The organism is Dietzia alimentaria 72, assembly GCF_000226215.1.
Classification (GTDB): domain Bacteria; phylum Actinomycetota; class Actinomycetes; order Mycobacteriales; family Mycobacteriaceae; genus Dietzia; species Dietzia alimentaria.
The window spans coordinates 347913-368207 of record NZ_AGFF01000007.1; the positions used below are offsets into that span (position 1 = coordinate 347913).

The 20295-nt window shown below is 68.6% G+C and carries 18 protein-coding genes; 8 read left to right on the forward strand and 10 right to left on the reverse strand.

Annotated features, from left to right (window positions below):
- Nucleotides 1–32 precede the first annotated feature (32 nt).
- The 5 genes from ON04_RS04080 (at nt 33) to purB (ending at nt 6102) form a co-directional block, all read left to right on the forward strand.
- Entirely contained in the window at nt 33–1493 is a 1461-nt protein-coding gene (locus ON04_RS04080) for a family 43 glycosylhydrolase (protein WP_010540314.1), read from the forward strand.
- A 136-nt stretch (nt 1494–1629) separates the two neighbouring features.
- A complete protein-coding gene (locus tag ON04_RS04085; protein ID WP_033444058.1) occupies nt 1630–3222 on the forward strand; it encodes an SLC13 family permease in 1593 nt (530 codons plus the stop codon).
- 48 nt (nt 3223–3270) lie between these two features.
- Nucleotides 3271–4446, forward strand: a complete 1176-nt coding sequence (locus tag ON04_RS04090) for an aminotransferase class I/II-fold pyridoxal phosphate-dependent enzyme (protein WP_010540316.1) — start codon at nt 3271–3273, stop codon at nt 4444–4446.
- Nucleotides 4447–4505: 59 nt separating this feature from the next.
- Nucleotides 4506–4649 carry a hypothetical protein gene (locus ON04_RS16630; protein WP_158217817.1) on the forward strand — a complete coding sequence of 48 codons (144 nt, stop codon included), beginning with the start codon at nt 4506–4508 and terminating at the stop codon, nt 4647–4649.
- Nucleotides 4650–4671: 22 nt separating this feature from the next.
- The gene (gene purB, locus ON04_RS04095) at nt 4672–6102 is read left to right on the forward strand and encodes an adenylosuccinate lyase (protein WP_010540317.1); all 1431 of its coding nucleotides are present in this window, start codon (nt 4672–4674) and stop codon (nt 6100–6102) included.
- Nucleotides 6103–6124: 22 nt separating this feature from the next.
- Here the strand turns inward: purB and ON04_RS04100 are convergent, their stop codons facing one another.
- From ON04_RS04100 to ON04_RS04145, 10 genes are all read right to left on the reverse strand, one after another.
- Entirely contained in the window at nt 6125–7546 is a 1422-nt protein-coding gene (locus ON04_RS04100) for an NADH-quinone oxidoreductase subunit N (RefSeq protein WP_010540318.1), read from the reverse strand.
- 12 nt (nt 7547–7558) lie between these two features.
- The gene (locus tag ON04_RS04105) at nt 7559–9043 is read right to left on the reverse strand and encodes a complex I subunit 4 family protein (protein ID WP_010540319.1); all 1485 of its coding nucleotides are present in this window, start codon (nt 9041–9043) and stop codon (nt 7559–7561) included.
- A gap of 2 nt (nt 9044–9045) precedes the next feature.
- A complete protein-coding gene (locus ON04_RS04110; RefSeq protein ID WP_010540320.1) occupies nt 9046–10959 on the reverse strand; it encodes a proton-conducting transporter transmembrane domain-containing protein in 1914 nt (637 codons plus the stop codon).
- Nucleotides 10956–11258 (reverse strand): NADH-quinone oxidoreductase subunit NuoK, encoded by a 303-nt coding sequence (locus ON04_RS04115; RefSeq protein WP_010540321.1) that lies wholly within the window; start codon nt 11256–11258, stop codon nt 10956–10958. The genes ON04_RS04110 and ON04_RS04115 overlap by 4 nt, the downstream gene beginning before the upstream one ends.
- Nucleotides 11255–11848: an NADH-quinone oxidoreductase subunit J gene (locus tag ON04_RS04120; protein WP_010540322.1), complete on the reverse strand. Its 594-nt coding sequence runs from the start codon at nt 11846–11848 to the stop codon at nt 11255–11257. Before ON04_RS04120 ends, ON04_RS04115 begins: the two co-directional genes overlap by 4 nt.
- Before the next feature lie 3 nt (nt 11849–11851).
- The gene (locus ON04_RS04125; RefSeq protein ID WP_010540323.1) at nt 11852–12784 is read right to left on the reverse strand and encodes a complex I subunit 1 family protein; all 933 of its coding nucleotides are present in this window, start codon (nt 12782–12784) and stop codon (nt 11852–11854) included.
- A complete protein-coding gene (locus tag ON04_RS04130; protein ID WP_010540324.1) occupies nt 12777–13934 on the reverse strand; it encodes a hypothetical protein in 1158 nt (385 codons plus the stop codon). The genes ON04_RS04125 and ON04_RS04130 overlap by 8 nt, the downstream gene beginning before the upstream one ends.
- The gene (locus tag ON04_RS04135) at nt 13925–14275 is read right to left on the reverse strand and encodes an NADH-quinone oxidoreductase subunit A (RefSeq protein ID WP_010540325.1); all 351 of its coding nucleotides are present in this window, start codon (nt 14273–14275) and stop codon (nt 13925–13927) included. Before ON04_RS04135 ends, ON04_RS04130 begins: the two co-directional genes overlap by 10 nt.
- 90 nt (nt 14276–14365) lie before the next feature.
- The gene (locus tag ON04_RS04140) at nt 14366–15859 is read right to left on the reverse strand and encodes a multicopper oxidase family protein (RefSeq protein WP_010540326.1); all 1494 of its coding nucleotides are present in this window, start codon (nt 15857–15859) and stop codon (nt 14366–14368) included.
- Entirely contained in the window at nt 15856–16104 is a 249-nt protein-coding gene (locus ON04_RS04145; protein WP_238529226.1) for an SHOCT domain-containing protein, read from the reverse strand. Before ON04_RS04145 ends, ON04_RS04140 begins: the two co-directional genes overlap by 4 nt.
- A gap of 182 nt (nt 16105–16286) precedes the next feature.
- On the opposite strand from ON04_RS04145, the gene ON04_RS04150 reads away from it, so the two are divergent.
- Genes ON04_RS04150 through ON04_RS04160 form a run of 3 tightly spaced genes read left to right on the forward strand, consistent with a single transcriptional unit; the run spans nt 16287 to nt 20292 of the window.
- Nucleotides 16287–17150 carry an alpha/beta hydrolase gene (locus ON04_RS04150; RefSeq protein ID WP_010540328.1) on the forward strand — a complete coding sequence of 288 codons (864 nt, stop codon included), beginning with the start codon at nt 16287–16289 and terminating at the stop codon, nt 17148–17150.
- Between the two features lie 38 nt (nt 17151–17188).
- Nucleotides 17189–18082 (forward strand): phosphoribosylaminoimidazolesuccinocarboxamide synthase, encoded by an 894-nt coding sequence (locus tag ON04_RS04155; protein WP_010540329.1) that lies wholly within the window; start codon nt 17189–17191, stop codon nt 18080–18082.
- Nucleotides 18079–20292, forward strand: coding sequence for a S9 family peptidase (locus tag ON04_RS04160; protein WP_010540330.1), 2214 nt, complete (start codon nt 18079–18081; stop codon nt 20290–20292). The genes ON04_RS04155 and ON04_RS04160 overlap by 4 nt, the downstream gene beginning before the upstream one ends.
- Nucleotides 20293–20295: the final 3 nt, after the last annotated feature.

Below are 20295 nucleotides of genomic sequence, written 5' to 3' on the forward strand. Positions count from 1 at the left end.
CACCGTGGGCCGAAGTCTATAAGTTCGCAGCTATGACGCTCGCGGCCCGTGCACGGCTTCTCGCAGCGGCGGCGCTCGTCGTCGTCGTTCCCCTCGCCTCGGCGACCACCACCGCAACGGCCGCCGCCAACCCGGTGATCTCGTCGGTCGCGCCCGATCCGTCTGTCCAGCGGGGGCCTGACGGGGCGTTCCACGTCTATGCGACCTCGGACGACTGGGCGGACGGGGCCGGGCATCGGCTCGTCCCCCATTTCCGGTCTTTCGACCTGGTGGAGTGGGAGTACGTGGGCGACGCGTTTTCCGCCCTGCCCGCCTGGGCCGGGCGCGGAGCGTTCCTCTGGGCCCCCGACGTCCATATCACCAACACCGGCGCCGCGGTCATGTACTACACGACCGGGGGATCCGCGCCGTGCATCGGCCGCGCCTCCGCGCCGGGCATCGAGGGGCCGTGGAGCCACGACGCCGCGCCGATCGTCTGCTATGGCGCAGCGAAGCCGTACCAGGATCTGGACCCGATGGACCCCGAGGTCGTGGTCACCGATGACGGTCCGGTCATGCTCATGGGCAACTTCGAGGGAATCCATGCGGTGCCGATGACCACCGACGGGACAGCGCTGGACGGCGACCCCGTTCTCGTCGCCGGCAGGGGAGTGGAGGCGCCGGCCGTGGTTGCCAGAAACGGGTTCACGCACCTGTTCACCAGCGCCGGGCTCTGCTGCGACGGCGAGGCGTCGCAGTACCGCGTGCTCGGCGGGCGTGCCGAGGGGCTGTTCGGGCCGTACGAGGACCGAACCGGGCGAGCGCTGGTACAGGGGCCGGGTGCAGCACTTCCGGGTGACGTTGTCCTGCGCGGCAACACTGACTGGGTCGGGCCCGGCCACGTCGATGTGGCCACCGATGATGCCGGACAGGACTGGATGCTCTACCACGCCGCGCCCCGCGGCAACGCCGTGCTACCCAACGGTGTCCAACGGCGCTACATGATGCTCGACCGCCTGGACTGGGTGGACAATTGGCCGGTAGTCGGTGTGGATGGGACGCCGTCCTCGACGCGAGAGACTGACCCCGCCGTGAACTTACCCGTCCGACTCAGCGCGGCGGGAGAGGCCGAATTGCGGCGGGGCGACGACGGCGAACTGCTCGACCTCTCCGTGCGGGTCGACTCCACCGGCGCCGCGTACTCCGGCCAGCTGAAGGCCACCATCACCGGGCCCGACAAGTTGCGGCGCCAGCTGCCCATAGTCACAGACTCCGGAGACCTGCAATCCTTACCGGTGACAGTCTCCGCCGGTAATTCGGTGGACCGGGCACTGACCCTGAGGCCGGCCGCGCCACTGGCCCCGGGCCGCTACGAACTCGTAGTGTCGATCGGTCCTGCCGACGGCGCAGCGCAGGAACTGGCAGTGTTCGGACTCCTGGTGGCCCCTGACGGCACGCTCTCGCTCGGATCGGGCGCACTCGGCTCGGCACCGTTGGGTTCGCTCGGCAGCTAAACGGATGAACCGGGAGGGGATCACCAATAGTCTGATCCCACAGCACCCCGTTGGGAGGCCTCGGGGTCGGTGAATCGCCGAGGAGATCGCTATGGGAACCGACGAGCACGATCGTCCTGACGGTCGCAAGATGGTGATGGCCCCGCATCTGACGGGGTTGGACCCTGACCCGGACCGCGGCATGGAGGTCGACCAGAAGTCGCCTGGAGAACTTGACGAGGCGGTGCCGCGGGGCGAGTTCCTCCGCAGTGTCATCGGCACCGTCGCCGGCCTGGCGGTGGCCCTGATCGTGTACCTGGTGATGCCGGGCGATCTCGAGCACAATGCGCGGCTCACCGCGGCGGTCGCGGTGCTGCTGGGCATCTGGTGGATGACCGAGTGCATCCCGATCCCGGCGACCGCCCTGGTTCCGCTCATCGTCTTTCCGGTGCTGGGGGAGGACATCTCGGTCAACGACGTGGGCGCCGAGTACGGCAACAACATCATCTTCCTGTTCATGGGCGGGTTCCTCATCGCGATCGCCATGCAACGCTGGAACCTGCACCGGCGGATCGCCCTGCTCACGGTGCGCGCTATGGGCACGCGGTCGACGCGGGTCGTGGCCGGTTTCATGATCGCCACAGCCTTCCTCAGCATGTGGGTGTCCAACACCGCGACGGCCGTGATGATGCTGCCGATCGGTGTGTCGGTGCTGATGCTCGCCTCTGAGCTCGGATCCGAATCGGCGATGCCGAAGATCGATGCGTCGGCTGATCCCACGTCGGATTCGGTCAAGGAGGCGGTGATCCGGTCCAACTTCGGAACCGCGCTAATGCTGGGTATCGCGTACGCCGCGTCAGTCGGGTCGCTGGCGACGATCATCGGCACCCCGCCCAACACCCTGCTGGCCGGGTATCTGGAGAGCGAACACGGAATCGAGCTCGGATTCGGGCGGTGGATGCTCGTCGGACTGCCGTTGGCGGTGGTCATGCTTGTCATCACCTGGTTCCTGCTGACCAAGGTCCTGTTCCGGCCCGAGATCGAGGAGATCCCCGGTGGACGCAAGCTCTTCGACGACGAACTGAACAAACTCGGCCGCACTTCCTCCGGCGAACGCCGCGTGCTCGCGGTCTTCATCGCCGCCGCGGTCGCGTGGGTGGCGGTGCCGCTGGTGTGGGAGGACGCGCCGATCTCGGACGCGGGCATCGCGTTGGTGGCCGGGCTGGTGCTGTTCCTGGTGCCCGCGGGTACCGCGCGGGGGGTACGGCTGCTCACCTGGGAGGCGGCGCTCAAGCTGCCCTGGGGTGTGCTGCTGCTGTTCGGTGGCGGATTGGCGCTGTCGGCGCAATTCTCCGGGTCCGGGCTCACCGACTGGATCGGTGAGCAGTCTTCCGCTCTGGGCGGCCTTCCGGTCATCCTGCTGATCGTCGTGGCAGCCGGCGGGGTCCTCCTGCTCACCGAGCTGACCAGCAACACCGCGACAGCGGCCACCTTCCTCCCCGTGGCCGGTGGTGTCGCCCTCGGGCTCGACCTCAACCCGATGTTGCTCGCCGTCCCGGTGGCGCTCGCCGCGACCTGCGCGTTCATGCTTCCGGTCGCGACCCCGCCCAATGCGATCGCTTACGGCTCCGGGTACGTGACGATCGGCCAGATGATCCGCGGTGGGGTGTGGCTCAACCTCATCGGGCTGATCGCCATCACCACGGTCACCATGACGCTGTTGGTGTGGGTGTTCGGGTTGACCCTCTGATGTGGGTGGCTGGCCCGCACTTCTCACGGCGGCGCTAGCGTCGGGTGCATGACCGTCGCACGTGAACCCTCCCTCCGGTCGGCCGTCGAGCCGTTCCACGTCATGAGCGTCCTGGCCGCGGCGGCCCGGCGGCAGGAGACCCACGGGGATGTGATCTCCCTCTGCGCGGGGCAACCCTCCACCCCTGCCCCCGGCCCAGTGCTGGCCGCCGCCCACCACGCTCTCGACACGGAGATCCTGGGGTACACCGAGGCGCTCGGCATCCGGCCCCTTCGCGAGGCGATAGCCGGGTATCACCGGCAACGGGATGGCGTGAACGTGAACGCTGACGACGTCGTCGTCACCACCGGCTCCTCCGGCGGCTTCACCGTGCTCTTCCTCGCCGCGTTCGACCCCGGAGACACCGTCGTCATGGCGCGCCCCGGGTACCCCGCCTACCGCAACACCCTTCAGGCACTGGGCTGCCAGGTCCGCGAGATCGCGTGCGGACCCGAGACCCGATACCAACCCACGGTCGCGCAACTCGACGCAGTCACGTCGGAATTAGGCCACGCGCCTGCCGGGCTCATCGTCGCCAGTCCCGCTAACCCCACCGGCACGATCATCGACGCGGGAGAACTCGCGGCGCTCGCACGCTGGTGTGAGGCAAACGGCACGCTTCTGGTCAGCGACGAGATCTACCACGGCGTCACCTACGGCCGCGAGTGCGCGAGCGCCTGGGAGACCAGCCGCGAGTCGGTGGTGATGGGGTCGGTGTCCAAATACTTTTCCATGACCGGCTGGCGGATCGGCTGGATGCTGCTCCCGGCGTACCTGCGCGATCCGGTGGACAGGCTGATCGGCAATCTCACCATCTGCCCGCCCGCAGACGCGCAGTTCGCCGCAGTGGCGGCGTTCACCCCGGGGTCAGCCGAAGAACTGGACGGCCACGTGAAGCGGTACGCGCGCAATCGCGAGCTGGTTTTACGCAGGCTCGGGGAGCTGGGAGTCGAGGAGGTGGCGCCGCCGGACGGCGCCTTCTATGCCTACTTCGACGTCTCCCGCTGGACCCACGACTCGGTGGCGTGGTGCGCAGAGATTCTCGAGCGAACCGGTGTGGCGCTGACCCCGGGAGTCGACTTCGACACGGTCGACGGGACGCACACCGTCCGATTGAGCTTCGCCGGGGGGACCGCCGAGCTCGCCGAGGCCATGGACCGGCTCGAATCGGTTCTGCTGAGATAGGCGCGAGGGCCCCATAGGTACCGGTCCCGCGGGCGGTCCCGGGAGGCTACCGTCGGCCCATGGGTTCCACAGAGATCATCACGAACATCGTCTACTTCGTCAGGCCGTGGCTGCTGCTACAGGCACCGCTCACGGTAGAGCAGGTCTACCTCAACGCCCGCGAGATCCTGGCCGGCTCGACCGGCGGCGCGGTGATCTCCTGACCGGGCTGCGATACTGGGGTGTGTGACCGTCAAGCCGCGCATCTCCAACGTCCTCGCCTCGCGCTACGCGAGCGCCGACCTGGCCACCCTGTGGTCCGCCGAGTACAAGATCGTGCTCGAGCGTCAGCTGTGGATCGCGGTGCTTCGCGCCCAGCGTGACCTCGGCATCGAGGTGCCCGACGGGGTGATCGAGGCCTATGAGGCCGTGGTCGAGGAGGTCGATCTGGACTCGATCGCCGACCGTGAGCGGGTCACCCGCCACGACGTGAAGGCGCGCATCGAGGAGTTCAACGCGCTCGCCGGTTACGAGCACGTGCACAAGGGCATGACGAGCCGGGACCTCACCGAGAACGTCGAGCAGCTACAGATCGTTCGCTCGCTGGAGCTCGTGCGCGACCGCGGTGTGGCCGCCGTCCGCCGTCTGGCAGAGCACGCCGTCGCCCACCGCGACACCGTGATGGCCGGGCGCAGCCACAACGTCGCGGCCCAGGCCACGACCCTCGGCAAGCGATTCGCTTCTGCGGCCGACGAGCTGCTCGGGGCTCTCGAGCGGGTGGAATCGCTGCTGCAGCGCTATCCGCTGCGCGGCATCAAGGGCCCTATGGGCACGGCCCAGGACATGCTCGACCTTCTCGGCGGAAACGCCGCCCAACTGGCGGAGCTTGAGAACCGGATCGCCGAGCACCTGGGCTTCTCCCGCACCTTCGACTCGGTCGGCCAGATCTACCCACGTTCCCTGGACCACGAAGTCGTCTCCGCGCTGGTGCAGCTGGGCGCCGGGCCGTCGTCCCTGGCCCACACCATCAGGCTCATGGCCGGGCACGAGCTCGTCACCGAAGGTTTCCAGCCCGGCCAGGTGGGCTCGTCGGCCATGCCGCACAAGATGAACACCCGCTCCTGCGAGCGGGTCAACGGTCTTCAGGTGGTGCTGCGCGGGTACGGCTCGATGGCGGCTGAGCTCGCGGGTGCGCAGTGGAACGAGGGTGATGTGTTCTGCTCCGTGGTCCGTCGCGTGGCCCTGCCTGACGCGTTCTTCGCGCTGGACGGCATGTTCGAGACCTTCCTGACTGTGCTCGACGAGTTCGGTGCGTACCCCGCGGTGATCGATAAGGAACTCCAGCGGTATCTGCCATTCCTGGCCACCACCAAGGTCCTCATGGCCGCGGTGCGCGCGGGGGTCGGCCGCGAGGTCGCTCACGAGGCGATCAAGGAGAATGCCGTCACCGTCGCACTGGCCATGCGCGAGGAGGGCCGCGAACCCGACCTCATCGATCGCCTCGCCGCCGACGACCGGCTGCCGCTGGACAAGGCCGCGCTTGAGGAGGCATTGGCCGACCGCGCCGCGTTCGTGGGCGCGGCCGCCGACCAGGTCGACGCGGTCGTGGCGAGGGTCGAGGCGCTGGTGGCGCGGCACCCGAAGGCGGCGGGATATGCGCCGGGTGCGATTCTCTGACCGCGCCCGGGGCCCGGTGGGGCTAGGGAAGCAGGAGCTCCCACAGCAGTCCGCCACCGATCCCCAACGCGAGGATTCCGCCCGCGCCGACGAGGGCGGTGAGGTACCCGGACCGCCGCACAGTCGCGCTAGTACCCGACCCGCCCGCGGCGCGGTCGGGTGTGAAGGCGGGGGCCAGCCAGCGCAGGTAGTAGAACAGGCTGGCCACGGTGTTCACCGCTGCCACCACCGTGAGCCAGGCGAACCCGCCGTCCCAGGCCGCCGAAAAGGTGGTGAGCTTACCGAGGAACACCGCCGTCGGCGGAGTCCCCACCAGGCTCAGCAGGCTGACGGCCAACGCCACCGCAAGCAGTGGGTTCCGGCTCACCAGCCCCCGGTAGTCCGATAGCACACGGAGTTGGGGCACCGCGGCGATCACCGCGAACGCGGTGATGTTGGTGACCGCGTACCCCGCCAGATAGAGCAGCAGTGAGGGTGCCGCCAGGTCACTGAGCCCAGCGACCGCGACTGGCAGCAGGAGGTAGCCGACCTGGCTGATCGTCGACCAGCCCAGTAGTCGACGCGGATCGTCCTGCAAGAAGGCGGCGAGGTTGCCCAGAGTCATCCCCACGGCCGCCAGGACCGCGACGAGCATCGACCATTCGATGCCGGGGGAGACCTCCTCGAGAAACCGGTAGATCGCGATCATCCCGCCGACCTTGGGCACCGTGGTCGCATAGGCGGCCGCCCAGGTGCTCGCCCCCTGCGCGGCATCGGGCACCCAGTAATGGGCGGGCACCGCCCCGGCTTTGAACAGCAGACCGCCGAGGACGGCCACGACGCCAAACGCGATGATCACCGGGGAGACGGCGGGCAGGGCACGCGCGAGCTCGTCGTACTCCGTGGCTCCGCCGGCGCCGTACAGGACGGTCACCCCGAGGAGAAGTCCGACACCGAACAGGGCACCGAGCAGGTAGGTCTTCAGGGTCGCCTCGGCGGATTTCGAGGTGCGGCTCAACCCGATGATCGCGTACAGCGGAATGCTGGCCAGGAAGAAGCCGACGGTCAGCACCAGCAGGTCGGTGGCACCGGCCATCACGAGGGCCCCGAGGGCGGCGAGCAACAGCAGCGAGTAGGCCTCGCTCTCGCGCTCGTGACCGCGTAGTTCATCGATCCCGAGGGTGATGACCAGCAGGGTGGCTCCCGCGATGATGAGGGCCGCCACCGAGGTGGGCGTGTCCACGGCGAACGTGTCGGAGAATACGCGCCGGGGTGATCCGGCGAGCGCGGCGACCGCGGCCGCGGCGCTGCCCAGCAGGGCGGTGATGGCGATCAGGCGCGCGACCAACTGCCGGTGGCGGGCCAGGAACGACCCCGTCAGCAGGGTGAGCACGGCGCCGGCGAACAGCGCGAGAGCCATCGCCATCGCCAGCGAATCGGAGGCCATGTTCATGCCGGTGGTCATCTGCGCGTCCATCTAGCGGCTGACCAAGTGCGTCACGGTCACGGCGGCGGGCTCGATGACCGCGAGCAGTGGCCCGGGGACCACCCCGATGACCAGGGAGAGCAACAGCAATCCGCCGATGGGTACGGCCTCGTGCACGCGGACATCGGCGAAACCGACCGAGCCGCCCTGCGGCGGGCCGGCGAGGATCGCCTGCACGGCGCGGAGCAGGACGGCGGCCATGAGGACGATCCCCGGAAGCGCGATCGCCGCGAACGCGGTGACGCCGATACTGCCGGTGAAGATCTGGAACTCGGCGATGAAGCCACTGAAGGCGGGAATGCCCAGAGAGGCGAACGCCGCCACGGCGAACAGCCCGGCGTAGCGGGGCGCGGTCGACGCCAGCCCGCCGAACCGCGACATCTCGTAGGTCCCCGCACGATCGCGGAGCAGCCCGGCCAGCAGGAACAGCGCGGCCGTGATGAGGCCGTGGCTGACCATCTGCACCATCGCCCCGGTCACGGCGATCTCGCGGGCCCGGGTCGCCGAATCGACCAGGATCCCGGCCGCGCCGACCGCGAGGACGATGTAACCCATGTGGTTGACCGAGGTGTAGGCGACCATTCTCTTGACGTCGCTCTGCGCCAGCGAGACGAGGGCGCCGTAGAGCACGGAGACGATGCCGACCGCGACGATCACCCACGCCCAGGCTTGCCACGCCTGTGGGAGTAGTGGCATCGCGATGCGCACGAACCCGTAGGTCCCCATCTTCAGCAGCACCCCGGCCAACACCGCCGAGCCGACGGCGGGAGCGTCGGTGTGCGCGGGCGGCAGCCAGGTGTGGAACGGGACGGTCGGGGTCTTGACGGCCAACCCCAGCAGGATGGCGGCCATCACCAGCCCCCCCGCCAGGCCGCGGCCAGCGAGTGGGTCGGCGCGCGCGAGTTCGACCATATCGAAGGTGTGTGGGTCGGCGGCCAGGTACAGACCGATGAACCCGAGCAGTAGCGCCAGCGAGCCGAGGAAGGTGTAGAGGAAGAACTTCAGGGCCGCTCGGCGCGCGTTCCCATGACCCCAGCCGGCGATGACGAAGTACATGCCCACGATCGACAGGTCAAAAAAGACGAAGAACACCAACAGGTCCTGGGCGGCGAACAACCCCAGGCACGTCGTCTGTAGAGCGAGTAACAGTCCGGCCTGGCCCCGGGGCCGGTCACGTTCACGAAGTGCGTAGATCGCGCACGCGAAAAAGACGATGTTGGTCAGCGCCACCAGCGGAAGTGACAAGCCGTCCAGCCCGACGTGGTAGCTGCTGCCCACCGTGGGCATCCACTCCAGTCGCTCCTCGAATGCCAGGGTCCCGCCGCCCTCGTGGCCGGCCCACAACCACACGGTCAGTCCGAGCTCGGCAGCGGTGACCGCGATCCATCCCCACCGCGCCACGACCCGGGCCGATGCGGGGAGGGCGGCGATCGCCAGCGCGGCGATGAGGGGAAGGAAGATGACGACGCTGAGCACGTTTACCTCACGATCAACACGAGTAGGAGGGCGGCGGAGCCGCCGATGACGGCGTGGACGTAGTAGTGGTGCAGTTGGCCGGTCTGCACCCGGGGGACCCGCGCACCGAGTTCGCGGGCGCCCCGGGCGAAGCCCTCCACCGCGCCGTCGACCACGTGAGTGTCAACGGACGCGAGGCGCTGACCCGCGCGGGTGGTCGCTGCCGCGGTGGCGACGACGACGCCGTCGACGGCCCCGTCGTCGAGACGGGCCAGTTGCGAGGCCGCCGCCGTCACCGTGGAGCCGGTGGCGTGGACGGCGCGGTCGAGGCCGCGGTCGTCGACGCGGGCCAGCGCACCGGCGAGGGCGAGGGTCGGCCGGGTCACCAGCGTGCTCGTGGCCCGACCCAGCCCGAGCCACCGGGACGCCCACGCCGGTTCCGGCGTCCCGAACCGGAATACCAGGCCGACGACAACGAGCGCCAGCGCCGCCGAGGCGACCAACTCGATGGCCCCCGGGGCCGGTGGGGCCTCGAGCCCGATCGCGTCCGTGACGGGGCCCGCCACCGCGGGTAGGACGAGCAGTCCGAGGACGCCGGCACCGGCCGTGAGCGGAACGAGCGGGAGCTGCTGCCACACGGTGATCTCACGAGTGCCCGCGGTCTCGGTGTCGTACGCGGGGTGCTCCGCGATCGCGTCCCACGCGACGAGCAGTATCTTTCCCGCATACGCGGCTGAGAGCCCGGCGGCCGCCAACCCCACCACGTACAACGCCGGCGCGTCGGCGAGAGCGGCGGCGAGGGCGTGATCCTTGGTCGCCCACAGCGACAGCGGCGCCACGCCGGCCAGGCTCAGCGCACCTACCGTGAACATCGCGCCCGTGACTGGCCACCGCCGGGCGGCACCCCGGAGCGCGTCGAGTTTCTTGGTGCCCAGCGCCGAGAGCCACGCGCCAGCCACCAGGAACAGCAGAGCCTTGGTCGCGGCGTGGGCGAGCAGATGCGCGGCGCCGCCAGCGACCGCGCCCAGCCCGGCGGCGAGCACGACGAATCCCAGCTGGGCCGCGGTCGACGCGGCGAGCACCTGTTTGAGATCGCGCTGCGCCACCGCGACCGCGCCCATCAGCAGCGCGGTGCCCGCCCCGATCCACGCGCTCACGGGGCCGGCCCATCCGGTCGCCTGGAGCAGCGGCGCGGAGCGCAGCAGCAGGTAGCCGCCCATGGCGACCATCGCCGCCGAGTGCAGGAGCGCGCTGACCGGGCTCGGGCCCGCCATCGCCCGCGAGAGCCAGAACGAGAAAGGCAGCTGCGCGGCCTTCCCCAGAGCGGCCACGAGGACCCCGGCCGCGACGACATCGCGGTAGCCCGGCGGGAGCTCGCCCAGACCGTCGATCGACAGCGTGCCCCCGCCCGCTAGTGCTGCGCCCGCGGCCAGGTATAGGCCCAGGTCGGCGGTACGGGTGGTGAGGAAGGCGGTGAGGCCGGATGAGACCCGATCGGGGTCGGCGTGGTGAAAACCGATCAACGCATAGGACGCGGCTCCCATCACCTCCCAGGCGAACAGCAGGGCCGGGAGGGTGGTGGCCGTCGCGGTCGCCATCACCGCAGCGAGGAAGATCAGCATCAGCCCGTGGAACCGCGACCGCGGGACCATGCCCTCGGCTGCGGCATAGCCGATCACCAGCAGGGACACCGCCGCCACCGCGACCACCACCGGGGCGGACAGGCCGTCGACGGCGAGGCTGAACGTGCTGCCCGCTACGAACGGTGCCGCGACCGAGGGTTCACCGGCGGCGACCGCGAGCGCGAGCCCGAGAACAACGGCGGCCGTCGCCACCGCCACCGGAACCGCGACGCGCTCGAGCGCCCGGCCGCCGAGTGCCAGTAGTGCGCCCAAGGCGGCGGGGACGGCGACGACGGCCCAGAGCAGCGCGGTCATCGCGACAGGTCCGTGGCCATGTCGGTCATGTCCGCTCCGCGCACACGGTGGTAGAGAATCGCCACGGCGAATCCCATTGCCATCTCCACGGTCATTGCGGCCAGGATCACCAGTAGCAGCACCTGCCCCTGCGGTACGGGAGCCAAGTACCACCACATCGCTGCTGCCGCCAAGATGATGCCGTTGATCATCAGCTCCAGGCCCATCATGATCATCACCACGACCTGCTGGGACAACGCGCCATAGAGACCGACGGCAAACAGCGCCGCAGCCACCACCAGAACGGTTTCGAGCGTCATCGGCCCAGTCCTCCGCGCCGGGAATCCTGTGCGGGGCGGCGCCGCAGGTCGTCGCCGAACCGCTGATACCGGCCGCTGGGCAGCGTCAGGACGAGGCCGGCCACGATCGTCGCGAAAAGGACCGCGCCGACCGTCATCATCACCAACATGTGTGGGCCCATGATCGCCTCGCCGAGCGCCGCTGTCCGGTCTGCCCGCGGCCCGGGCAACTCGCGACTCTCGGCGGGCCAGGGGACGAGCACGGCGCCCGCGGCTAATGCCAGGAAGACTGCAACCGAGATCCCCACGGCGCCCTTGTTGTTGTGCACCATGCTCATGGGCATCAGGGCCGGGTTCATCCCCATGAGCATGATCATGAAGATCGCCATGATGGCCATCTCCATCACCATCATCAACACGGTAATGAGGCCGATGTAGTCAAGCCTGAGCAGCAGCACGGCGCCGCCGACCGCGACGAACGAGATCGCGAGTGCGTAGGTCGCCCGGGCCATGGAGTCCACGCGGAACACCGCGATCCCTGCGACCACCGCGATAACGGACAATATCCAGAACGCGATGGCTTCCGGCACGGACGCATCAGGTACGGGCACGGCTCACCCTCCTAGGACAACGACGGATACGACGAGCAGCTGGACCAGGGCCACCGGCAGCAGGATCAGGAACCCGACTTCGGCGAACCGGTCAGGTCGGATCGCCGGTAGGAGACGGCGCAGGCCGACAAACACGGCGAGCAGCGCGACGGACTTCATCAGCGTCCAGACCCAGGCCGGCAGCAGGGGGCCCGCTCCGCCGCCCAGGAACAGCGTCACAGCGAAAGCGGCCCCGGCGGTGAGCAGCGCGTAGCGACCGGCGAGCAACAGCAGCCGGTCCACCCCGGACAGCTCGCTCAGCACACCCCCGGACAGATCCGCACCTGCCGGCGTGGAGAACGGCCCCCACACCGAGAACGCGATCACGCTCACGCAGAACACGAGGAACGCCACCGGCATCCAGACAACGAACCACAGGTCCTGTTGAGCCAGCACGATGTCGCCCACCCGCAGACTGGCGGCGGCCACGACAGGTGCGGTGAGCGCGAACATCAGGGGCAGCTCGTAGGACAGCGCCTGCGCGAGGAAGCGATATCCGCCGATCAGCGAGTGCGCGCTGTTCGCCCCCCATCCGGCCAGCCACACGAGCGCCCAGATCGCCACGTCCATCGCGTTGAACCAGACCACGCCTGCGGGCATATCGGACAGGGTCCACACGCCGAAAGGTATGACTGCGATCTTGAGGAGGGCGACGACGACGAGGCCGGCACCACCGACACGCCACAGCACGAGGTCGGCCGAGACCAGACGTCTGCGACGTTGCCGGAGCAGCCGTGCGGTCTCGTCGAATGGCCTGAGCAGTCCCGCAACCATGGGCGCTCCGACGGATCGTCGCCTGGCCGCGCCGTCCACGCACGCACCCGCGGTGGCGAGGACGAGGACCAGCGCGGCCGCCGGGACAGCCCACCCCGCTCCGACCTCGATGATCTCAGACACGGTCGCGCTTCTTCGTGCGCAGCAGCGGAGCGCACCCTGCGACGACCATCCGCGCCGACGCGATGTCCAAGCCCACGACGCGTTCGGCGAGAGAGGCGGGTGAGGACGGTGTCACGGGCCGAGGCGTGGAGCCGGCGTCGAGTATGTGCTGCGCCTCTCGCAGCCAGGACGCAGGTCGGGTGAACAGGTTGACCTCGGAGCCCCCGTGATCCGGCACCGCAAGCCCTCGCAGCGCCCACCGCAGGCTGCGGCTGCGACTGATCCGATCGGCGGTTCTACCGATGTCGCCCGCGCAGCGAGCCGTGGAGTCCGAGCCAAGCAGCGCGTCCCGGTGTCGTCGCGCGGCATCCGCGGCCGCGTCCCAGCCCGCCACGGTCAGCAGCCGTGCGGCGTCGTCGCAGTACCGGGCGGCGTGCCATCGAGGGGCGACGTCGTCGTCGTCGGAGGGCCGGTCGTCGTCGCCGCGGCGGGTGGGCTCGTGGTCGGCGTCGGACCACTCGGCGTCGGCGGTGACGATCAGGTCGCCGTTGAGGGTGCACCGCAGCACGAGCGTTGCCGGCCAGTGTGCGAGGACGGGCCCGAGGGGGACCGTCAACGCGTCGAGTGTGAGCCCGTCGTGGTCTTCGGACTGCTCGGCCAACGCTATGCCGTTCGGCGCCATCTCCATGTCATCGTGGTCCGTGTGGCTGTGGTCCATATCGCCGTGGCCCATTTGCTCGTGACCCGTGCTGACGTCGTTCGCCTCGTCGCCGTCGTCGTTCCCCTCGTCGTGAGTCCCCGGGTCATTCTCGGGTTCGGGAGGGCCCGGGGGGCGGTCGCGTGTGTCGCGGCGTTGCTCGTAGTCGTCGGCGAGAAGCTGCGCGGCTTGGGCCAGAGCGAACTCCACACCCGTCGGCGAATGTACGGATGCGCGCGCGCGTGGGCCCGGCATCTGTTCCCACACGCGGTCGATCGCGGCCGTCAGCTGCGGGCCCGGGTTGCCGCACACGAGCAGGATGTCGGCCTCTGCTGGGGAGAGGGCCGCGCTCCACCCGCGGCCCGTCAGCGCGCGTTCGGTAAGCATGCGTAGGCGCGCCGAGCCGGGGCTCTCCACCACGAGGACGTGCGCAACCCGGACCGCGCGGCGCGCCAACAGCGTTCCTATACCCACCTCAGCGCCCCCTCTCGCCAGGCCCACACGACGCCGACCATGAGCACGCCGAGGAACACGAACATCTCGACGACCGCGCTGATGCCGACGTCCGCCACGACGACCGCCCACGGGTACATGAAGAGCATCTCCACATCAAATGCGAGGAACAGCACGGTGAGCGGGTACCAGCGCGCGTGGTACCGGGACAGGGCGTGTTCGCTGGGGCGCCAACCGGACAGGAACGGCAGTGACGTCAACGGTTCAGAGGCGACGGCAGCGCGCCGCGCGACCACGTAGAGCAGGAGAACCAGGACGAAGGACGACGCCAGCATGGCGAACGCGCCCAGGTATGTGCCCATATTTCGAGCTCCTTTCGTTGCCGAGCGGCTTGTCGAGCGTAAACACTGCGAGGGGTCGACATGTCGGATAGTCGCAGATATCCCGCAGCGTCACCGGGCCAGAATCGTGCCCATCATCCCGAGGTCCTCGTGGTCCAGAATGTGGCAGTGATAGACGGTGCGGCCGACGATGTCGCCGAACGCGACGCGGACGGTGACGCGGCCGAAAGCGGGGATGTTGACCACGTCCTGCCAGATGGGGCTAGCGCCCTCGTCGACGACCTGCATAGGCCAGACATGCAGGTGCATCGGATGGTCCATGGGGCCGGTGTTGGTCAGGGTCCATTCCTCCACAGTTCCGGAGCGGACGGTGATGTCGGTCCGGCCCGCGTCGAACTGTTGATCGTTGATGGTGAACGACATCATTGATCCGCGCCCACGCGCGCCATCCCTCATCCCGCGGGCTCCTCCCATGCCCATGCCGAATGCGAGGGTCCGCGTTTGAGTGACGGGCTCGGTACGCAGATCCCGTAGAGCGGGGCCCGTGGGTACGGGGTCGAGAGCCGCTGCCGCGGTCCCGGTGACCTCCAGATCGACGAGCTCGATCGGCTCGTCGCGTGTGCTGGGGGCGCCGGCCATAGGGCCGCCCATCATGCCGGGCATGGTGCCACGATTCACCGGGGTGGCGAGCAGGATGGAGATGCCTCGGCGGGTCTCCACGAGCAGATCGACCCTGTTGCCGGGAGCGAGCGTCACGTCGGTGACGTCGACCGGCCGGGCAAGGCGACCGGTGTCACGGCTCAACAGGCTGAGTGTCTGACCATCTAGGGTCAAACGTAGGTAGCGCGACGGGCAGGCGTTGACGATCCGCCACTGCTCCCGCCCACCCGGCGCTGCGGTCGCATGGGGCCGGACCTGGCCGTTGACCAGGACGGTCTGGCCCTCGCGGCCCATCATTTTCTCCGGCGGAGACGCGGCAGCCGGGTTGCCGTTCCTGTCGAGGGTGATGTCGGAGATGACCAACGTGCGCTCTCGGGAGACCGGTACAGGGACGGGGTCCTCGACGATGATCGCCCCGTAGAGCCCGGCGGCGAGTTGGTCGGCGACATAGCCGTGCAGGTGTGGGTGATACCAGAATGTGCCGGGTGGGTGGTCGTCCGGCAGGACGAACTCGTAGTCGAAGCTCCCGCCGGGATCGATGCTCACAAACGGATTGTCGCCGTTGTCTTCGGGCGAGACATGAAGTCCGTGTACGTGCAGGTTGGTTGGCGCATCGAGTTGATTGGCCAGGGATACGCGAAGCGTATCTCCAGCTCGCACCCGCAGGGTCGGGCCGGGCAGAGTGCCGTTGAACGCATGCACGTCCGCGTTCCGACCGCCGATTCTGACCCGTGCGGTGGCGGCCACCAGGCCTATCTCGAGCACGCCGTCGCGACTGGCCAGGACGTCCGGTTCCAGGAGGTCGTCGTCGGTGCCGGTGAAGCCACCACCGGACGTGGTGTCGCCCTCACGGGCAGTCCACCACAGGCCTGCCCCGCCCACGGCCGCCGTGCCGGCGCCTGCGAGCCCGACGGCGAGGAGTTGCCGGCGTGTCAGTTGGCTCACCCCGGACCTTGGTCGAGGTTGTGTAGACGTTCCCGGTACTCGTCGGTGCTCAGCTCTCCGCGCGCGTACCGCTCATCGAGGATGCCTAGTGGACCCGCGCGGTGGTCCTCTCCCGGGGGATGTGCGCTGCGGCCACCCGTTAACGCCTTCATCACCACAGCCGCGACCACCACTGTTCCCAGAATCAGCAGGACCCAGAACACCCATGACCAGCTCATGCCGAAGTTCATCCCGTGGCTTCCCATCATCATGATCCTCCGCAGCAGACTCCATCGTTCAACAATCCACGTGTCAGGCTGGCAGACGATCACGCGCGTTCGTGTGGAGATCGTGTGAAGGTCTGCTCAAGATCTCGCCCCCGAGACGTGCACCCTCCGGGTCGTCGAAGTGCGGAATTCGGGCGCTGGAGGCGGCTAGTGTGACGCCCATGCGAGAGACTTTGATCCCCGTCCCCGGCACCGGCGGTCTGCAACTGGCCGTACATCGTGCCAAGGACCCGCGAGCGCTGCTCCTGCTGGTCCACGGATTCGGTGAGCACTCGGGCCGCTACGGCCGGACCATCGAGTTCCTGCAGGGTCGCGGGATCACCGTCGCGGCTTACGACCTCCGCGGCCACGGCACTGCGCCCGGACCGCGGGCCAAGGTCGCGATGGAAACCCATATTGAGGACAACCTGGCTGCACGCGATGCGCTGGTCGAGTGGAGTCGTTCTGCAGACGCCAACGGTGCAGACGCTCTTCCGAGACTGCTCATGGGCCATTCGATGGGCGGACTGATAGCCGGCGAGTCCGCGCTCCGTCGCCCCTGGGACCTCAAGGGGCTCGTGCTGTCGTCCCCGGGTCTCGTCGTGGGTGAGGACACCCCTGCGGCGCTGAGAGCCGTGGCACCGGTGATCGGCCGACTTCTGCCGTTCCTGCCGGTGGAGAAGTTGGACGCGCGAGAGATCTCCCGTGTCCCCGAGTACGTCGAGGATTACAACACCGACCCCCTGGTCCATCACGGGGGAGTTCCCGCACTGTCGGCGGGAACACTGCTCGCGGGGGGCCGTCGGCTGCTCGAGCGTTCACCCGCGCTCCGTCTGCCCACGCTCGTGCTCAACGGCGGAGCGGACACCATCACCTCCCCGACGGGCGCGCGCCGGTTCGCCCAGGTCGCGGGATCGGCCCACGACCCGAGACCGGAGATCACCTATCGGGAGATCGAAGGTGGCAAGCACGAATTGTTCAACGACCTGTGCGCCGACGAAGCGTACGCGGCGCTGGGGGAGTGGCTTGACGCCCGTCTAGGTTGACCTCCGGCGGCCATCGCGGTCCGACTACGCTGGCCGTCATGCGACCCGAGCTCTCTTCCTACCGCCATCTCGCCGCGGGCAAGGTGCGCGAACTCTATGAGATCGACGCCGAGACCCTGCTTCTCGTGGCCACCGACCGGATCTCCGCGTATGACCATGTGCTGGACACGCCGATCCCGGACAAGGGCCGGGTACTCACCGCGATGAGCGCCTACTTCTTCGACGCCCTCGACGTGCCCAACCACCTGGCGGGTCCATTGGATGACGAGCGGATTCCCACCGAGGTCCTGGGCCGGGCGATGGTGGTGCGCCGCCTCGACATGGTCCCGGCAGAGTGTGTGGCCCGCGGCTACCTGACGGGCTCGGGCATGGTCGAGTACCGCGCGTCGGGCACGGTGTGCGGCATCGAGCTCCCGGAGGGTCTGGTCGAGGCCAGCCGCCTGCCCGAGCCGATCTTCACCCCTGCCACCAAGGCCGCGGTGGGCGACCACGACGAGAACATCTCTTTCGATCAGCTCGCAGACATCGTCGGCGCCGATCTGGCCCAGCGCCTGCGCGCGGCGACGCTGGACATCTACTCGAGCGCCGCCGAGATGGCATCAGCTCGCGGCGTGCTGCTCGCGGACACGAAGTTCGAGTTCGGCGTGGCGGACGACGAGTTGATCCTGGCTGACGAGGTGCTGACCCCGGATTCTTCGCGCTACTGGCCCGCCGACGTCTACGAGGCGGGTCGCGTCCAGCCGAGCTTCGACAAGCAGTTCGTGCGCGACTGGCTCACCGGCGCGGACTCAGGCTGGGCCAAGGGGTCGGATTCGCCACCGCCCCCGCTTCCCGCGGAAGTTGTCGATGCCACGACGGCCCGGTACATCGAGGCCTACGAGCGCATCTCGGGCTTGTCCTTCTCTGACTGGATCGGGAGCGAGAACGCATGAGCAACTCTGACTTCGCGGCGAAGGCCGCCACCCCCACACCGCCGGTGGCCGAGCGTCGCCCGCACACCCGTGAGCACCACGGGCGGGTCTTCGTGGACGACTACGAGTGGTTGCGCGACAAGGACTCCGCGGACACGATCGCCTACCTCGAGGCCGAGAACGCCTACACCGACGCCATGACGGCGGATCTGAAGCCGTTGGAGAACGCGGTCTACGAGGAGATCCGCTCGCGGGTGAAGGAGACCGACATGTCGGTCCCGGTCCGCGCCGGTGGTTGGTGGTATTTCTCGCGCACGGCTGAGGGGAGCTCTTATGCGCAGCACTGCCGTGTTCCGGTGCCGGCTGAGTTCATAACGGATGCCGCCGACCCCGCGGGTTGGGTGCCGCCCGAGGTCTCGCCCGGTGTGGAGCTCCCGGGCGAGCAGCTTCTGATGGACGGCAACGTCGAGGCTGCGGGACACGAGTATTTCGCGCTCGGCGCCTTCTCCGTCAGCCACGATGGTCGAATTCTCGCCTGGGCGTCGGACACGGAAGGCGACGAGCGGTACACCCTGCGTTTCCGCTCGCTGGATCCGGAGGTCACCGCGCCTGACGAGGAGATCCCGGGCATCGCGGCAGGGGTGACGTGGTCCCGCGATGGCCGGTACGTCTTCTACGTGACGGTGGATGAGGCATGGCGACCCGACACTGTGTGGCGTCACCGATTGGGCTCGTCGAGTGACGACGACGACAAGGTGTTCCATGAGCCCGACGAGTCCTACTGGATCGGGGTGGGCGAGACGCGGAGCGAGAAGTTCCTGCAGATTGCGGCGGGGTCCAAGATCACCACAGAGGTGTGGTGTCTGGACTCGTCCGATCCGGCGGGTGAGTTCTGGTGTGTCCGGCCGCGTGAGGAAGGCGTCGAATACGACGTCGAGCACGCGGTCATCGGCGGCGAAGACCGGTTCCTCATCACCCACAACGCGGGGGCGCCCAACTCCACTGTGGTCGAGGCTCCAGTCGGTCCTGTGGACAAGGACTTCCGAGAGCTGAACACTCTTGTGCCACATCGCGAGGACGTGCGCATCGAGGGCGTCGACGCGTTCGCGCGCGTGCTGGTGCTCGGTTACCGCGAGGGCGCGCTCCCACGGTTCGCTCTGATGCCGCTGGATCCGGATTCGACCGCTGGCGTGGGGGCCTACTCCGAGTTCGCCCCGGTGGAGTTCGACGAAGAACTGTTCACCTCGGGCCCGGGAGCTAACCCCGAGTGGGATTCGCCGGTGCTTCGCTACGGCTTCGGCTCGTTCGTGACTCCCGGCCGCATCTACTCGCTCGATCTTGCATCAGGGGAGCGGACCTTGCTGCGTGAGCAGGAGGTGCTGGGCGGCTACGACCCGAGCCGATACGTGCAGCGCCGTGACTGGGCGGTCGCCGAGGACGGGACCCGAATCCCGATCTCGCTCGTGATGTCGGTCGACACCGCCGCGCGCGTGGACGCCGGCGAGCAGGTCCCCACGCTGCTCTACGGATACGGCTCGTATGAGTCGAGCATCGACCCGGGCTTCTCCGTGGCGCGGCTGTCCCTGCTCGACCGCGGAATGGTCTTCGCCGTGGCCCACGTGCGGGGCGGCGGCGAGATGGGCCGCCTCTGGTACGAGAACGGCAAGAAGCTCTTCAAGCGGGCCACCTTCACCGACTTCGTGAACTGCGCTCGGCACCTGGTGGGCTCGGGGCTCACGGCCCCGGACCGGCTGGTGGCAGAGGGGGGTAGCGCAGGTGGTCTGCTCATGGGCGCGGTGGCCAATCTCGCGCCGGAGTTGTTCGCCGGCATCCAGGCAGGTGTGCCTTTCGTGGACCCGCTCACCTCGATCCTCATGCCTGAGTTGCCGCTCACGGTGATCGAATGGGATGAGTGGGGCGACCCGCTGCACTCCGACGAGGTCTACGACTACATGGCTTCCTACTCGCCGTACGAGAACATCGAGGCCAAGGACTATCCGTCGATCCTGGCGGTGACCTCGCTCAACGACACCCGGGTGCTCTACGTGGAGCCCGCCAAATGGGTGGCCAAACTGCGCGCGGTATCGACCTCGGCCAACTCGGCGGATCGCCCGGTTCTTCTGCGCTGCGAGATGAGCGCCGGCCATGGCGGCGTTTCCGGACGCTATGAGCGGTGGCGCCAGACGGCCTTTGAGTACGCCTGGACCATTCACACCGCAGGCGCGGTCTAAGAA

Coding starts and splice junctions, on each gene's coding strand:
- ON04_RS04145 (WP_238529226.1), bottom strand. CDS start 16,104: ATGGGAAGCCACGGGATGAACTTCGGCATGAGCTGGTCATGGGTGTTC.
- ON04_RS04080 (WP_010540314.1), top strand. CDS start 33: ATGACGCTCGCGGCCCGTGCACGGCTTCTCGCAGCGGCGGCGCTCGTC.
- ON04_RS04090 (WP_010540316.1), top strand. CDS start 3,271: ATGACCGTCGCACGTGAACCCTCCCTCCGGTCGGCCGTCGAGCCGTTC.
- ON04_RS04100 (WP_010540318.1), bottom strand. CDS start 7,546: ATGACCACCGGCATGAACATGGCCTCCGATTCGCTGGCGATGGCGATG.
- ON04_RS04085 (WP_033444058.1), top strand. CDS start 1,630: ATGGCCCCGCATCTGACGGGGTTGGACCCTGACCCGGACCGCGGCATG.
- ON04_RS04110 (WP_010540320.1), bottom strand. CDS start 10,959: ATGACCGCGCTGCTCTGGGCCGTCGTCGCCGTCCCCGCCGCCTTGGGC.
- ON04_RS04115 (WP_010540321.1), bottom strand. CDS start 11,258: ATGACGCTCGAAACCGTTCTGGTGGTGGCTGCGGCGCTGTTTGCCGTC.
- ON04_RS04135 (WP_010540325.1), bottom strand. CDS start 14,275: ATGGGCACATACCTGGGCGCGTTCGCCATGCTGGCGTCGTCCTTCGTC.
- ON04_RS04155 (WP_010540329.1), top strand. CDS start 17,189: ATGCGACCCGAGCTCTCTTCCTACCGCCATCTCGCCGCGGGCAAGGTG.
- ON04_RS04160 (WP_010540330.1), top strand. CDS start 18,079: ATGAGCAACTCTGACTTCGCGGCGAAGGCCGCCACCCCCACACCGCCG.
- ON04_RS04150 (WP_010540328.1), top strand. CDS start 16,287: ATGCGAGAGACTTTGATCCCCGTCCCCGGCACCGGCGGTCTGCAACTG.
- ON04_RS16630 (WP_158217817.1), top strand. CDS start 4,506: ATGGGTTCCACAGAGATCATCACGAACATCGTCTACTTCGTCAGGCCG.